This window comes from Marinomonas sp. SBI8L, assembly GCF_001624705.1.
Lineage (GTDB): Bacteria > Pseudomonadota > Gammaproteobacteria > Pseudomonadales > Marinomonadaceae > Marinomonas.
On the sequence record NZ_JSEO01000013.1, the window covers coordinates 64,548 to 80,073 of the forward strand.

Below are 15,526 nucleotides of genomic sequence, written 5' to 3' on the forward strand. Positions count from 1 at the left end.
AGCTAGTACCTAGTTTAAAAAGAGAGGCGCTCGTTGGCGCAAGGGCGATACATGTTTGCTTAGCTTGCAGGACTTCATTTAACTTTAATCGCTAGCTTTATAAAAAGTGACCAAGGGTTAAGCCCACTAAGATTGATGCGCTTATCGCCAAAACAAGGTAAAGAAAAAACACTTCTTTTTTAACTAAAGCAAACACGGGAATTGCAGCCCAGGCGCTGGTGATACCGCCTGCCACTAAAAAAGTTAAGGCGGCATCAGGTCGCATTCCGGCATCCATTAAACTGCGAATCAAAGGCAATGCGGCATAACCATCTAGATAAATAGGAGCACCGATTAAGGCCGCTAACGGCACAGCCCAAACATTATCAGCACCAAATAAGCTTGGTAGCCAATCTAATGGCACAAATTGATTAATATAATATTCGGCGATGAAAGCCAGCGAAAGCCAGATGAGCATTAACTTGCCTGTTGTCATCAAGGTATTAAAAAAGACTTTTACTCTGCTGGGCTCTTGCCAAAATCGCCATAAAACAGGGCTGTCACTGTGACAACCTGAAGCATTACATTGTTTCTTATTCGTTGAATTCAAGTGGGTTTGCTTCATCGGATCAGACATAAAACCTAATTGGCAAAGTTTTAGGGTGATAAAGCCCCCAAAGAGACCAGCAAGGGCGGCACCTAAGGTTTTTGCTATGGCAAAGGACCAACCTAGCGTTGCGCCAGTTAGTGAGAGCATGGCTGGATCTGTAATTGGGGATGACAGCCAAAATGCCATGATAGGAGCCAGGGGTACTCCCGCTATTAATAGGCCTGCGATAAGGGGCAAGACTGTGGCGCCACAAACAGGAGTGAGTGCGCCAATCACAGAAGACAGTATGATCATACTTGTCATTTTCCCTTCAAATCCTTTGACTAGAAGTCTTATGGCGTTACTGGCAGTCATGCTGGCACTGAGTAATAGACCTGCAAGCATCATAGGAAGGATACTAATGAAATTATTGGCGGCAAATTGGAGGGCGCCAAAAACGGTGTTCGGCGACAGGATTAGGGCAATGGCGAAAAGGGTGATCACAGCAACTGGCTTTAAATCTATTCGCCTCATGGTGTGGCTGATGCGGCTTATCATTTTAAGTAACTTCCTAAATAGTGAGATTGATAATTAGCTTATCTAGGTTATTATCATATTTAAAATGAATGATTATTATGGCTGACATGAAAAATATCGAACGCTCACAGTTAGACAGTGATCTACTTAGAACTTTTGTTGCCATTGCCGAAACTGGCAATCTGACGCAGGCTGCAAATTACCTAAATCGCACCCAATCAGCGATCAGTGTTCAGGTGAAAAAACTGGAGGAGTCATTTTCAACCCAGCTGTTTTACCGACAGCCAAGAGGCATGTTGCTTACGGAGGAAGGTCATCGGCTTTTACCTGAAGCTCGTAAGTTGATTGCAGAGGTTAATCGAATCGCAGGCCTCTTTAGTAATAAACTGTCTGGCAGAATAGCTTTGGGTGTTCCCGATGATTGTGGTCTTGCTATCTTAGAATCCAGTTTACGTAACTTTTTAGCGCACAACCCAGATGTTGAGGTAAGTGTGAGATGTAGTTTGAGCTCTCAATTCCCCCAAGCAATTCAAGCGGGTGAGCTTGATCTCGCTTTGTATCTGGCCTCTCCTGAAGAAGGGCAGGATGACATGCTTTGGCAAGAAGACAGTGTTTGGGTCGCCCATGAGTCGTTGCAGCTAGTTGATGGCCAAGCTGTGCCTCTGGCCGTTTATGATAGAGAATGCTGGTGGCGAGAGGCGGCGATCGATGCCCTTGAAGATATAAATCGTCCTTACAAGGTCACCTTTTCAAGTGAGAGTATTGCCGGAATCAAAACAGCGGTAAACGCCGGCATTGCGGTTGCTATGTTATCGGTTAACTCTGTTGAGCCTAATATGAGAATCTTAACAGAGGTAGATGGTTTTCCACCTTTGCCTTCTTCTGCTATTGCTTTGTTACGACATACTAAGCAATCAGAATTGTGCAATGCCATGGAGAATTCAATTAGAGAAGCCCTGTCATTATCCAAGTTTGCGAGTTAATTCCAAGCATAAAAAAAGGCCGATAAATCAGCCTTCTTTACACAAACTAGAGGTTTACCTTTGGCTATTCTGCCAATCATCATGAATCCAGACAGGCACATCTTCACTTGGTAGTGGTGCTTTGTCGAGAATCATGTCAGCGGCTTTTTCAGCCACCATGATAGAAGGGCCGTTAAGGTTACCGTTCGTGATTGTCGGGAAGATTGAAGAATCTACCACTCTTAGTGAGTTAACTCCGCGTACTTCACAATTGGCATTGAGCACTGCCATAGGGTCTGAGTCAGCCCCCATTTTACATGTACAAGATGGGTGATAAGCACTTTCGACATTCTGTCTAACCCAGGCATCAATTTGCTCATCAGACTCAACTGCCATGCCTGGTTGAATTTCTTCACCACGAAACTCGGTTAGAGAATCCTGCTGAAGGATTTCACGGCTAAGACGGATAGTATCGCGCCAGTCTTGTCTGTCTTGCTCTGTGCTTAAATAGTTAAACACAATGCGAGGTTTGGCTTTAGGGTCGGCATTTTCAATCCAAACCTTACCGCGACTCTCTGGCTTGTTTGGCCCCACATGTACTTGGAAACCATGGCCATCAAACGCAGCTTGACCATCGTAACGCATAGCAGCAGGTAAGAAGTGATATTGAATATTTGGCCATTTAAGACCCGCACGAGAACGGATAAAAGCGCAAGATTCAAAGTGGTTGGTAGAACCCAAACCATCTTTAAATAGAATCCAGCGAGTACCTATCATGCCTTTGCTGATTAAACCTAACTTAGAGTTAAGAGAAACAGGCTGCTTACACTCATACTGGAAGTAAACTTCAAGGTGGTCTTGCAGGTTTTCACCCACACCAGGTAGTTCTTTGAAAAGCGGTACACCGGCTTTTTCTAAAACATCTTTTGGACCAATACCAGACAGTTGCAATAGTTGTGGTGAGCCAATAGAGCCAGCGCTTAAGATGACTTCTTTACTTGCGTTCGCTACTTCGACTTTGCCATTCTTTTCGAACTGAATACCTGTTGCTGTATCCCCATCAAAGATCACTTTATGAGTTAGCACACCTGTACGTAATGTCAGGTTACTACGCTTCATGGCCGTTCTTAAATAAGCATTAGAAGTGGATGCACGCACACCATCTTTTACTGTCATATGCATAGGGCCGAAGCCTTCTTGACGGTAGCCATTGTAATCATCGGTACTGCCATAACCCGCATCAACCCCAGCATTGATAAAAGCTTGGTAGAGAGGGTTCATGCTCATGTTGTTACCATTATTGGTGCCAACAGGGCCATTGCCACCACGATAAGTATCAGCCCCTTTTACCCAAGTTTCAGCACGCTTAAAGTAAGGTAGGCAGCTCTGGTAATCCCAACCTTGGGCACCATGTTCTTGCCATTCATCAAAGTCACACGCATGACCACGCACATACACCATGCCATTAATCGATGAACCGCCGCCTAGCACCTTGCCACGAGGGCAATGCATTTCACGGTTATCAACATAAGGTTCCTTATCTGTATGGAACTGCCATGCATATTTTTCTGTGTTCATAGGATAAGAAAGTGCAGTCGGCATTTGGATAAAAATGCTTTTATCAGAACCGCCCGCTTCTAGCAGTAGTACCTTATGCTCGCCCGATGCCGTTAGCCTGTCTGCTAAGACGCAACCTGCTGAGCCTGCACCGACTATGATGTAATCAAATGTTTCGTTTGCCATGCTTTAACCTACTTGCATTCATCCTGCTAGATGAGTGCATACTAATTCTTTTGGGACTCGAAAAGAGAATGAATCTGTTTATTTCTTAGTACGGAGACTCTATGTCTTCTAAAGTGACATACACACTCTTAACTTGAGTGTAATGATGCAATGTTTCTACACCATTTTCACGGCCAATCCCTGATTCTTTATAACCACCTACAGGCATTTCAGCAGGTGACGCACCCCAGTTATTGATCCAGCAAATCCCCGCTTCTAGTTGCGCAATAACACGGTGAGCACGGCTAAAGTCTTTAGTAAAGACACCAGCAGCCAAACCAAACTTAGTATCGTTTGCGCGAGCGATGACTTCGTCTTCATCTTTAAAGGATAAAACAGACATAACAGGGCCAAAGATCTCATCTTTAACTTGTGGCATATCATCTGTGCAATCAACAAATACAGTCGGCGCAACAAAAGCACCTTTCTCTAAGCCGTTTTCAGTCACTTGATGGCCACCGCAAAGCAAGGTTGCACCCGCATCTTTAGCTGCATCAATAAAGCCTAGCACCTTATGCATGTGATCTTTTGAAATCAAAGCGCCCACTTGAGTGTCTAAGTCTTGTGGATCGCCAACGATCATTTTTTCTGTGCGTTCTTTCAGCTCAGCTTTGAACGCTTCCATCATATCTTCGTGAACAAAGACACGAGTACCATTAGTACAAACTTCACCTTGGGTGTAGAAGTTCGCCAGCATAGCACCAGAAACGGCCACATCTACCGCAGTGTCTGGGAAGATAATCATAGGTGATTTGCCACCGAGTTCCATGGTCACTTGCTTAAGTGTTTGTGCCGCAGAAGTCATCACTTTTTTACCTGTGCCACATTCACCTGTGAAAGACACTTTGGCAATGCCAGGGTGAGCGGTAATAAGTTGACCTGTTCTCGCATCCCCTTGAAGTACGTTAAATACGCCATCTGGCAAACCAGCTTGAGTATAGATTTCTGCGAGCTTAAGGGCTGTTAAAGGCGTTTCTTCAGAAGGTTTGAAAATCATCGCATTACCCGCCGCAAGAGCAGGACCTGATTTCCAGCAAGCTATTTGAATTGGGTAGTTCCAAGCGCCAATACCGGCACACACACCTAATGCTTCACGGCGAGTGTAGTAAAAGTTACCATCGCCAAGGTCTTGGTATTCACCTTGGATCTTGTCGCAAAGACCAGCGTAATATTCGATCACATCTGCGCCACTTAGAATATCAACACAGTTTGCTTCTTGCATTGGCTTACCTGTGTCTAGCACTTCTAGCTTAGCCAACTCTTCGTTATTTTCACGTAACAGCTCAGCAGCACGTTTTAGAATACGACCACGTTCTACAGCACTCATCGCCGCCCAAACTTTTTGGCCCGCTTTTGCTGATTCAACGGCGGCCTCAAGCTCAGCAGCTAAAGCAAGTTCGACACTAGCAATAACTTCGCCAGTGGCAGGATTAATCGTATCGAAAGTTTCGCCACTGGTAGAGGCTTGATACTGTCCGTGAATATACTGTTGTTGAGTTGTCATAAAAATCTCCTGACGAAGTTTTGCGAGTCGACAAAAATAAGGTTGATACGCTTTAGTTTGGACTATTATTAAGATAAAAGTCTTTTATTAAACGCTCATTTAATAAAAACATTGTACACGGTTTTTTGCGTTAGGTAAGTCCCGCATGAAAATCCAGTTTAAATCTTGGTGTTAATAGCTAAGCTTAGGTCGTAAATTTGTCATTCAGATTAACCTTTTAAGGGCAAAAAAAAACCACCTCTTAATTGGTTAAAAGGTGGTCTCTAAATATGTATTCTTAGGCGACTAAGAGGCAAACTTGCTTGGCTTAAGGAACCTGCGAACAAGTCACCTCTTCTCAGTCTTTTCAGAAAAAACGTCAAGCAAGGCGTCACTTTGACGTAATGTAGGCACCTTTCGAAAAGGGACAACACAGGGTGGCGCTTTTTCTGAAAGACCCGAAGGGCGTGGCCTAAAAGCCCTATCTTTAAGTTAAGGGCCTTATCAATAGAATAACTATTAAGTTACGCCCCTCGCCATAAATCTATGCACTTTTATCCACACGCTGAGGCGGGAGGACTTATTCGCAGGTTCCTTAATGTGTAGTTAAGCCAATTTATGCGTTAGACATGAACAACGCAGTTGGATTCATGGCTGACTTGGCTGGCGACATAGTCATCTGCCTTGTCATCATTAATCCAAATATTACCGTCTATCAGATAACGAAATTGGTAGGTCTGATCAATAGCCAAATCTAAAGTAGAGGCAAAGACGCCTGACTTTTGTTTGCGCATCGGAGTGGCAGCCACATCCCAATTATTAAACTCACCCACTAGCATTATGCTTTTTGCATCAGCTACTTGCTCTTTACTTAGGGCGAATTTTACTTTGCAAACAGGCTTACTTTTTAAATATTTTTTTTCAATCATGCTTAACTCCATGTCGTGACAAAACAAGAAATACCTTGATTCTTTACTGCAATTCTCGCGCCAGATAAAGGCAATCCTTACTTATGTTATCTAGCCTATGTGACAGATAAGGGACAATATTATGATAGCGGGGAATTGCTAATAGAAAAGTAGGCTTGCACTTTTTTCTTAGGTAAAAGAAATGGAAAAAACTGGGGCAAAAAGGCAGAGCTTTAGTTTTATTGCCCACAAATAAGGCAAAGACTTTAACAAAAAATCATTGGCTAGCCGTTGGGACTAGCCAATGATAAATATTATTTATTGACTAATTCAGGTGTTTCAGCGCCATTAAATCTACCTAAAATCAGTGTGAAAACCGCACCTGTGACAAACATGAGTAATGAGTAGCAGGTAGCAGCGATAGCCATTTCCGTGTTTTGTAACAAGGTAAGAGCGATGACTATGGCTAAGGTGCCGTTTTGAAAACCAACTTCTATGGCGATGGACTTTTGCTGCGCCAAGTTGAGCTTTGCCAATCTTGCCAAGGTAAAGCCCAAAAGCATGCAAACAATATTGAGTAGCAAGGTCGCAAGCCCCATTTGTGCGAAGTAACTACCCATGTGGTTAATGTTTTTAGCGACAATTCCCGCCACAATTAATAGCAAAAAGGCGACGGAAAATATTTTGACAAACTTTTCAGCTGCGATGGCAAAACCGGGTTTAAAGCGGAAAATCAACATGCCTAAGCATATGGGTAAGACAGTAATCACAAGCAGTTGAATGATGGTTTTTACTATGGGCAAATTTACCTGCTCGCCAGCCCCTAATAGTAAGTCCATGAAAATAAGCAATATGAAAGGCACGCTAAAAGGTGCAATCAAGCTAACCACTGAGGTGAGCGTGACAGAAAGGGCGACATCTCCCTTGGCCAAATAAGTGTATAAATTTGAAGTGGTGCCACCAGGACATAAAGCGAGAATCATGAGGCCAACAGCTAAAGGGCCTTCAATGTTTAAGCTTAAAATAATGAGGTAAGCCAGTATGGGAAGCATCAGCATTTGGGCTAATACCCCTAGTAGTGCTGCTTTAGGTTTGGCTATGACGAGTTTGAAATCTAAAGGTTTAAGTGACAGCCCCATACCAAGCATTATGATAAATAGAGCTGCAGGGAGCACGACTTGAATAAGTAAATCCGCTTTCATTTTGTCTCTCTTTAATTGTTATTTTTTTCACCAGCTTAAACATTAATAATTCAGCTTCCCAATAAGCTCTAATCATAACAAGTATGCTGATATCGAATAACTTTAAGATACGTAATGATTCGGTAATTCGTGTCAGTTTAGTGCGTATTATTTTAACCCGGTTCAGTAACTGATAGGTTTATATTAGCTTTGTCTGTTATAGGTCAATGTTTCAAAGATAAATATATTTTATGTTTGAGGCATCTGTTTAGAGGAGATGGTCATGGACCCTGAAACGATTGCTTATATTGTTGTGGCTGTTTTAATTGTTATTAAGGAACCTGCGATTAAGTCACCTCTTCTCAGTCTTTTCAGAAAACGTATCACACAAGGCGTTACTTTGAAGTAATGTAAGTACCTTTCGAGAAGTGACAACACAGGGTGTTACTTTTTCTGAAAGACCCGAAGGGCGTGGTCTAAAAGCCCTATCTCTATGTTGAGGACCTTATCAATAGAATCACTATTAAGTTGCGCTCCTCGCCATAAATCTAGCGGCTTTTATCCACACGCTGAGGCGGGAGGACTTATTCGCAGGTTCCTTAAGTTAGCTGTTTATGTGGTCTACAAGCGTGTGATTAAAAAAGCAGAGCAAGATGCGTTGGCCCAAAAAAGCAGCCCGAAGCAAGATATCGGGCCGACCTAAAGGCACAGTAGGTGTTTATTTTTCGCCTCTGTACCTCTGATTCTTACTGGCTTTGATCATATTGATATCGACTAATACTAACCCATCTATGCAATAACCAAATTCAGCATCGACACCAAAATCTAGAAATCTGACGCCACCTTCTTCACATATCTCACTGTACTGCTTGTACAAAGTAGGTACCACGGCATTTAGGTGCTTAAGTTGTTCTTTTAATGTGGTGAAATCTTCCTTGTAAGATTCACCTTTAAATAAAGCTTCTATGACAGCCTTGTTTTCACTGCCGATGTGGTAGGGCGTGAATGAGTGCGCGAGCTTATCATTGTCAGCAAAGTGGCGCTGATAAAAGCTGACGATTAGATCTTTAGCAAAAGCTGGGTAATGGTTACTCAAGCTCACAGGGCCAAACAGATAACGTATATTGGGGTGGCGATTTAAATAAGCACCAATACCATACCAAAGGTAATCTAAACTGCGTTTTCCCCAGTATTTAGGCTGTACGAAGCTGCGACCTAATTCTATGCCTTGGGCAAAATATGGGGCCATTTTTTTGTCATAATTGAATAGCTCAGCGCTATAAATATCATACTCTAAACCTTCTTCTAAATAGCGCGCAGTTTCGCCGATGCGATAAGCGCCGACGATTTCCAACTCTTCGTCATCCCATAAAACAAGATGACGATAGATTTTATCATACTTATCTAGGTCGTAGGCTTGGCCTGTGCCTTCACCAACTTGGCGAAAAGATATCTCTCTGAGTCTGCCAATTTCTTGCATGGTGGCAGACTGAGAGTGGTAATCAAACAGGTAAATAAGCTTACCATCGTTACTTTTCCCCAGTAGCTCTGCTTGCTTTAACTCTTGCTTAATTTGCTGCCTGCTTTGAGGGTGGGCGATGGTTTTTTGAGTTTGAAGTAAAGGCTTTTTACCTTTAGCGATACGATATAAATGGCGCTTAACCAGCTTGTTCTTTTCTTTGTTGGAGATAGGCATACCAGCGAGCTGCTGTATCTCGATTGCTTGGCCTATTTTGAAATTAATGCTGCGATCTTGCTGTTTAAACATTTCATTTGCCAGCTGTATGGTAGATAAAGGCCGATAAAGCAATGAACTGGTATAAAACAAGAATGAGTTACGGCCGCTGATATGAACCGGTAAGATAGGGCTGTTGGTCTTTTGTGCTAACTTTAAATAGCTCTGATTCCACTTGGTGTCATGAATACCTCGACCTGATAAACGCGACACTTCTCCTGCGGGGAACATAATGACAGCTTCATCGTTATGTAGGCTCTGCATTATCTCTTGGATTTGTTTGCGGCCCGCTTTGCCTTCCATGTTATTCACAGGTAAAACCAAAGGTTTTAATGAATCAAATTCAGCTAATAAGTCATTGGCAATGATTTTGACATCAGGTCTGATTTCGCTAATCAGTTTAACCAAGGCTAAGCCATCTAATGCACCCAGAGGATGGTTCGCTATGATAAGTACTCTGCCAGTTGCTGGAATATTTGGTCTATCTAATTGGCTAACTTGATAAGCAAAATTAAAGTGCTCTAGTACCTTATCGATAAACTCAAAACCCGAAGCCTCTTTGTGTTCATCGAGAAAGGCGTTGACTTCATCTTGATGGAGCAGTTGTTTCAAAATACTGACCGCTGAACTTTTCAGTAAAGGGGACTTAGATAACAAGTAAGGATTTCTTGTTTCTAAAATCTGTTCAACTTGAATCACTGTCATGCTCCTAGCACTATCGAAAAAGACGAATCTTTAGGCTAGCGGTGGGTGATGACAAAAATGTGTCAGTTTAATGGCTAAATTATGTCACAGAGCAGACTCAAACTTGTCTGCTCCATGGAAAAGGGTAAGGCTTCTCTGTCTGATCTATGTTTGATTAGAAAGGTATTGCTTGCTTTGCATCTCGACCAGACGGCTAATGGCGCGACGGAACTCGAAGCTTAAAGCACCACCATGATAAAGCTCATCTAATGGAACATCGGCCATTAAATAAAGGGTTTTATGACAGTCATAAAGCTCATCAATTAGGCTGATAAAGCGGCGGGCAGAGTCATCTTCTGGCGCAAAAGAAATCTTTCTTTCACTGGTCTGGTTAGGCTCGAAACTGCCATCTTCTGTGCCTCTGGCTTTAATTTGTTCGCTAACTTCACCGCCAAGGGCTGGCACACCAGAGAGCATTATAGTGTCAAACTGAGCGGCGATTTCAATATAATCTAGCTGTGATCTCGGGCTATTACACAGGCTATTAAAGTCAAACCAGACTAGCTTGCTAGCATGTTGTATTGTGGGAATATCTCTATTACAGATACTAATGCTTTCTTGTTTGGTAACAAGGGAATCTGAGCTTTGATTGAGCTGTGCAAAGAGTGCTGAAAAGTCGATCTCATCCTTGACGAAATAGGTCTGCGCTTGGTCTAGATGGCGTAACCTGTGATCTTCACTGCCACGTAGGTTTATTTGCTGACAATGGTTTTCTAGCAAGTCGATCGTTTGTTCGAACTGTTGTCGTTGTACTCCTTCCCAATACAGGCGATTGATAGGAATATTTGACGTTGCTACTAAGGTGACGCCATGGTCAAACAAACCTTTAAATAACTGGCCAAGAATCATGGCGTCAGCAATATCTGAAACAAAAAACTCATCAAAACAAATTATCTGATATTGTCTTGCCAGCTTCTCAGCAACCTGAAGTAACGGATTCGACTGGCCACTAATCGCGCGCATTTCTTTATGAACTTGTGCCATAAAGTGATGGAAATGCAAACGTAACTTACCTTGCTCGGGTAAGCCTTGATAAAAAATATCCATCAAGAAGGTTTTACCTCGACCCACATCCCCCCACAGATATAAGCCTTGAATTGGCGTATTTTGTGTTTCTGCCTGATCGACTTCAGCCTCACTTGCCATCAAGTCTTCTGATTTGGTGCCTGTGGGTGCTTGAGCTTTTGCTTCTTTGAGCTGCCAATAGCGTATTTCGAGTGCTTCAAGTGCCGCTTGTTGTGCTTCATCTAGAATGAAATCGGCTTGTTGAAGTTTGTTTTGGTAGGCAAGTTTAGGGGCAGTCATTAGGCTCTCTTGTCGATGAAACAGTTTCCTAGGAGGGACAGGATCCCTGAATGGAAGCGAAGTTTACCCGATTAAAGTATTTATCGACAAGTGAGCGAAATCAGCTCATAAAGTGTTAATGAGCAAGGTTCAGAATAAGTGATATCAGATTAGGGCTTAATTTGGTGACTAGGGTTAAGCGACTTCGATACCTATGTCGGACCAAACCGCAAACTCATTACCATTAGGGTCTAAAAAGTGAAAACGACGGCCACCAGGGAAATGAAAAATATCTTTATTGATGCTGCCGCCTTCAAAGGCTTGTATTTTATCAAGCGTCTCTTCTAAGTCTTCACTATAAAGCACAATCAAGGCACCGCCATGTTGGCTGTTGCTGGCAAGGTCAGATCTAAAGAAGCCTCCATTTAACCCAGCGCTGGTATCAGAGAAAGCTGTGTATTCAGGGCCATAATCGGTAAAAGACCAATTAAAGAGCGTCGAGAAAAAAGTTTTTGTTATGGCTAAATCCTTTGCAGGCAATTCGACATAGTTAATTTTTTCATGGTTCGACATAGGATAAACCTCTATAAAATACGGCAACAAAGCCTGAGTGACTCTCTACAATAATAGGCCATTTTGTTAGGAAGCGAGATCGATTTTCGCCTTACCTTCTTCTCACATTAAGAGGCTGCTGTTGATTTGGCGATAGTAATCGCAAGCATCAATTAAGCCGGCTGCGGTGAGTTTATCAACCCCATAAACATGGCTTTGGCATTGATGCTTTTCTCTTGCAGCATCAAGTAATAAGGCAAAATCTCCATCACCAGAGGCTAAGACAATAATATCGACATCTGGTGCAGCGGCGAGCACATCGATGGTAATACCTACGTCCCAATCTCCCTTGGCTGAACCATCGCGGCGTTGAATAAAGGGCTTTAATTTTACTTCGAACCCAATACCACGAAGAATTTGTTGGAACTGAGCTTGCTTGGTATCGCCCCTGTCTATGGCATAGGCATAGGCTGCAACAATATCACCTTGGGCGGCTATCTCATCCCAAAATTTTTGGTAATGAAAGTGCTTCGCAAAAGTATGCCTTGAGGTGTAATAGATGTTTTGGACATCGACAAAGATGGCAATTTTTTTTGTTGAGTTTGTCACAAGCAACCTTGTTTATCTCAATAGAAGAATAATGAGTATAACCCTAATTAAGTTTCACTAATATGCCCGTGAAATTACTGGTTATAACAAGAGGTTAGTTAGGAAAACTCAGAAAAACTGAAACCTTTTAAACTTACTTTTTTACCAAGTTATAAGAGTGATAACCAATATTTCTAAAGAATGGCTAATTCTCAGCCTCTATAGCGATACAATCCGTTAGACTTAGGTTTGGTGATAAAACGTTTGAAAAAGGGGTAGGGCCTATGCCACGTTGGAGCAATATGATTGAAGATTTAGTCTCGAGAGTGACTGAAATCGGCAGTGCCATGTTAGACAGTAATCAGACCAGTGAGCAAACACTCACACAAAAATGTGAAGCCCTGCTATCAAACTTAGGGGAAGCCACAGGACTTGCCCGTTCCAAAGAAATTTTGGATGACTTCAAAACATTAGACCAAGCGCAAAAGCTGGCTTTCTTTCAAGCAATTTGCCAAGAGTTTGGTGTTGATCAAGCCGCCTTGAAAGCGGCGCTTGATGCTTGGCAAGAGACTCCAGATGATGAGCGCACCCGCAATATTCATTTTGCTTCAGAGCCAAGATCACAAGAATTAGTCAGACGCTTAAATCTTGCCCCAGGAGGGACAGCCGCCTTAGTGGGTATGCGTGAAGACCTGATTCGACATATGAAAAAAGAGCCAGCTTTAGCGGCCTTAGATAAAGACATACGTCACTTGTTTTCTTCTTGGTTTAACCGAGGTTTTTTACGTTTAGAAAGAATTGATTGGTCTACATCTGCCAATATTCTTGAAAAAATCATTGCCTATGAAGCCGTGCATGAAATACAGGGTTGGGATGATTTACGACGTCGAGTCGCGGCGCAAGATAGACGCCTTTATGCTTTCTTTCATCCATCACTAGTAGACGAGCCTCTAATTTTTGTTGAGGTAGCTTTAACCTCTGACATGCCAGATACCATAGGCGCTATCCTTGCGGAAGAAAGAGAGGGCTTGATGCCACAAGAGGCAAGCACGGCTGTGTTTTACTCTATTTCAAATTGTCAGGCAGGTTTAAGAGGGATTTCCTTTGGTAACTTCCTAATTAAGCAGGTGGTGGAAGAGCTAAAACGTGAACTGCCAGAGCTGAAGCGTTTTGTCACCATGTCGCCTGTTCCTGGCTTACGGCGCTGGGCTCACTCTGATGATGAATTGACTGAGCAATATAAAGATTTGATTGAGACATTGGATCAGCAGGAAACACTGTTTGACCTTGATTTTATGACACAGCAAAAGGCTTCTGTTTCTCACTTGGCAGCGCGTTTCTTATTAGAAGCGAAAAATAAAAAAGGCAGACCTTATGACCCCGTATCTAACTTCCATTTAGGAAATGGTGCCAGACTACAGCAGATTAATGTTTGGGCTGATCCATCTAAACGAGGGCAAGCGAACTCTTGGGGTGTGATGGTGAACTATGAGTATGATCTCGATTATATCGAGAAAAACCATGAGGCTTTCTTATGTGAAGGTATCGTGAGTGCGTCTTCAGAGGTGAAACGTTTAGGGAAAGCAGATTAATGGAGAGAACCTTGTATCATTCAAATTACTTAGCAAGCATTTTGCGCTCGACATCATTAAAGCAAGATGATGCTGTCTTTGCCTATCTTACATCGGGCGAAGAAGTAACTTATACCACCTTGTTTGCCAATGCCGAAAAAACAGCGAAGGCGTTAATTAAAGCCGGTGTTGAGCCTGGTGATAGGGTTGCCGTACAGGTGGGGAAGTCCATCACCACTGTTGAGCTGTACCTTGGCTGTATTTTGTCTGGCGGTGTTTTTCTCCCCTTAAATACAGACTATACAGCAGCCGAGGTTAAGTACTTTTTAACGGATGCCAGTCCTAAGGTATTTGTCTGTGACCAAGGCGTTGAACAGGACATGGGCCCAATAGCGTCCCATGCTAAGGTAAAGACATTATTGACACTTGATGCCTCAGGCTTGGCTGGTTCCCTGTTTGAGCAAAGGGAATTAGAAAGCGCAGGATTTGATGCCGTGCCTAGAGAGGCAAATGATCTTGCCGCCATCTTGTATACTTCTGGTACGACAGGCCGTTCCAAAGGTGCCATGTTATCTCACGGGGCACTGGCCGCTAACGCACTTACCTTGGTTGAGCATTGGCAGTTTAGCCCGCAAGATCGTTTGATTCATGCTTTACCTATCTTTCACATTCACGGTTTATTTGTTGCCTTAAATATTACCTTGTGTGCTGGCTCTTCCTTGTATTTCCTAAACCGGTTTGACCTTGATGAGATAGTAGCGTGTTTGCCTAAAGCGAGTGTCTTAATGGGGGTTCCAACCTTTTATGTGCGCTTGTTAAAGCATGCGGAATTAACCAAAGACAGAGTCGCCAATATGCGTCTTTTTGTCTCTGGCTCTGCACCTTTATTAGCGGAAACGCATCAGGTTTGGCAGCAAAAGACAGGGCATGCCATCTTAGAAAGATATGGTATGACAGAAACCAATATGAATACTTCTAATCCTTATGACGGTGAGCGACGCCCCGGCACAGTCGGACTGGCTTTACCTGGAGTCGAAGTCAAAATAACAGACCCAGAAACAGGTTTGAGTTTGTCTAGTGGTGAGGTTGGGCAAATAGAAGTAAGAGGCCCAAATTTATTTACGGGTTATTGGCAGATGCCAGAAAAAACAGCCGAAGAGCTTAGATCTGATGGCTGGTTTATCACAGGTGATCTTGGCTGCCTTGATGATGACGCTTATTTGACCATAGTGGGTCGCTCTAAAGACCTGATCATTTCCGGTGGCTACAATGTTTATCCTAAAGAAGTTGAATTGGTGATTGATGAGCATGCATCTGTGCTTGAAAGTGCTGTGATTGGTGTGCCTCATGCTGACTTTGGTGAGGCGGTTGTGGCTATCGTTGTTGCTAAAGGTGAGGATAATGACGAAGCTGGAATCAGGGCCCTGTGTAGCGCCTCTTTGGCGGCCTATAAACGACCTAAATCTATCTTGTTTGTGGATGAGTTACCGCGTAACACCATGGGCAAGGTGCAAAAGGCAAAATTAAGAACAGAATATTCATCTGCCTTAACTCAGCGTTAATGGAAGTTTGTTAGTAAACTCATTAGTTAATTACTATTGAATGTATTTATATAATTAATTTTATCTATT

The 15,526-nt window shown here is 42.9% G+C and carries 13 protein-coding genes; 4 read left to right on the top strand and 9 right to left on the bottom strand.

All coding sequences use genetic code 11. From position 1 onward, the window contains the following. Positions 1 to 97: 97 nt before the first annotated feature. Positions 98 to 1,126 (bottom strand): permease, encoded by a 1,029-nt coding sequence (locus OA91_RS18245; RefSeq protein ID WP_082828001.1) that lies wholly within the window; start codon positions 1,124 to 1,126, stop codon positions 98 to 100. Positions 1,127 to 1,203: 77 nt separating this feature from the next. Here OA91_RS18245 and OA91_RS18250 point away from each other — a divergent pair, with 77 nt between their 5' ends. Continuing rightward, positions 1,204 to 2,088 carry a LysR substrate-binding domain-containing protein gene (locus OA91_RS18250; protein WP_197477841.1) on the top strand — a complete coding sequence of 295 codons (885 nt, stop codon included), beginning with the start codon at positions 1,204 to 1,206 and terminating at the stop codon, positions 2,086 to 2,088. A 54-nt stretch (positions 2,089 to 2,142) separates the two neighbouring features. Here OA91_RS18250 and betA read toward each other — a convergent pair whose 3' ends face one another. From betA to OA91_RS18270, 4 genes are all read right to left on the bottom strand, one after another. Further along, positions 2,143 to 3,810, bottom strand: a complete 1,668-nt coding sequence (gene betA / locus OA91_RS18255) for a choline dehydrogenase (protein WP_063339397.1) — start codon at positions 3,808 to 3,810, stop codon at positions 2,143 to 2,145. Positions 3,811 to 3,895: 85 nt separating this feature from the next. Further along, positions 3,896 to 5,353: a betaine-aldehyde dehydrogenase gene (betB, locus tag OA91_RS18260; protein ID WP_063339398.1), complete on the bottom strand. Its 1,458-nt coding sequence runs from the start codon at positions 5,351 to 5,353 to the stop codon at positions 3,896 to 3,898. 602 nt (positions 5,354 to 5,955) lie between these two features. Further along, entirely contained in the window at positions 5,956 to 6,261 is a 306-nt protein-coding gene (locus OA91_RS18265; RefSeq protein ID WP_046015984.1) for an isoamylase early set domain-containing protein, read from the bottom strand. 293 nt (positions 6,262 to 6,554) lie between these two features. Further along, on the bottom strand, positions 6,555 to 7,442 hold the full coding sequence (locus tag OA91_RS18270; RefSeq protein WP_063339399.1) for a bile acid:sodium symporter family protein: 888 nt from the start codon (positions 7,440 to 7,442) through the stop codon (positions 6,555 to 6,557). Between the two features lie 262 nt (positions 7,443 to 7,704). Between OA91_RS18270 and OA91_RS24745 the strand changes: the two genes are divergently transcribed. Then, positions 7,705 to 7,830, top strand: coding sequence for a hypothetical protein (locus OA91_RS24745; protein WP_269447921.1), 126 nt, complete (start codon positions 7,705 to 7,707; stop codon positions 7,828 to 7,830). 309 nt (positions 7,831 to 8,139) lie between these two features. Here the strand turns inward: OA91_RS24745 and OA91_RS18280 are convergent, their stop codons facing one another. The 4 genes from OA91_RS18280 to OA91_RS18295 all read right to left on the bottom strand — a co-directional run bounded on the left by OA91_RS18280 (position 8,140) and on the right by OA91_RS18295 (position 12,351). Next, positions 8,140 to 9,861: a lysophospholipid acyltransferase family protein gene (locus tag OA91_RS18280; RefSeq protein WP_231870406.1), complete on the bottom strand. Its 1,722-nt coding sequence runs from the start codon at positions 9,859 to 9,861 to the stop codon at positions 8,140 to 8,142. 144 nt (positions 9,862 to 10,005) lie between these two features. Further along, positions 10,006 to 11,205 (bottom strand): cell division protein ZapE, encoded by a 1,200-nt coding sequence (gene zapE / locus OA91_RS18285; protein WP_063339402.1) that lies wholly within the window; start codon positions 11,203 to 11,205, stop codon positions 10,006 to 10,008. Between the two features lie 174 nt (positions 11,206 to 11,379). After that, positions 11,380 to 11,757, bottom strand: coding sequence for a VOC family protein (locus OA91_RS18290; protein WP_046015988.1), 378 nt, complete (start codon positions 11,755 to 11,757; stop codon positions 11,380 to 11,382). Positions 11,758 to 11,859: 102 nt separating this feature from the next. Further along, complete coding sequence (locus tag OA91_RS18295; RefSeq protein WP_063339403.1) at positions 11,860 to 12,351, bottom strand: NYN domain-containing protein; 492 nt, start codon at positions 12,349 to 12,351, stop codon at positions 11,860 to 11,862. A gap of 257 nt (positions 12,352 to 12,608) precedes the next feature. Between OA91_RS18295 and OA91_RS18300 the strand changes: the two genes are divergently transcribed. Together OA91_RS18300 and OA91_RS18305 are read left to right on the top strand one after the other, a co-directional pair. Continuing rightward, a complete protein-coding gene (locus OA91_RS18300; protein ID WP_082828002.1) occupies positions 12,609 to 13,916 on the top strand; it encodes a malonyl-CoA decarboxylase in 1,308 nt (435 codons plus the stop codon). Positions 13,917 to 13,927: 11 nt separating this feature from the next. Next, complete coding sequence (locus tag OA91_RS18305) at positions 13,928 to 15,457, top strand: malonate--CoA ligase (protein ID WP_063339465.1); 1,530 nt, start codon at positions 13,928 to 13,930, stop codon at positions 15,455 to 15,457. Positions 15,458 to 15,526 lie beyond the last annotated feature (69 nt).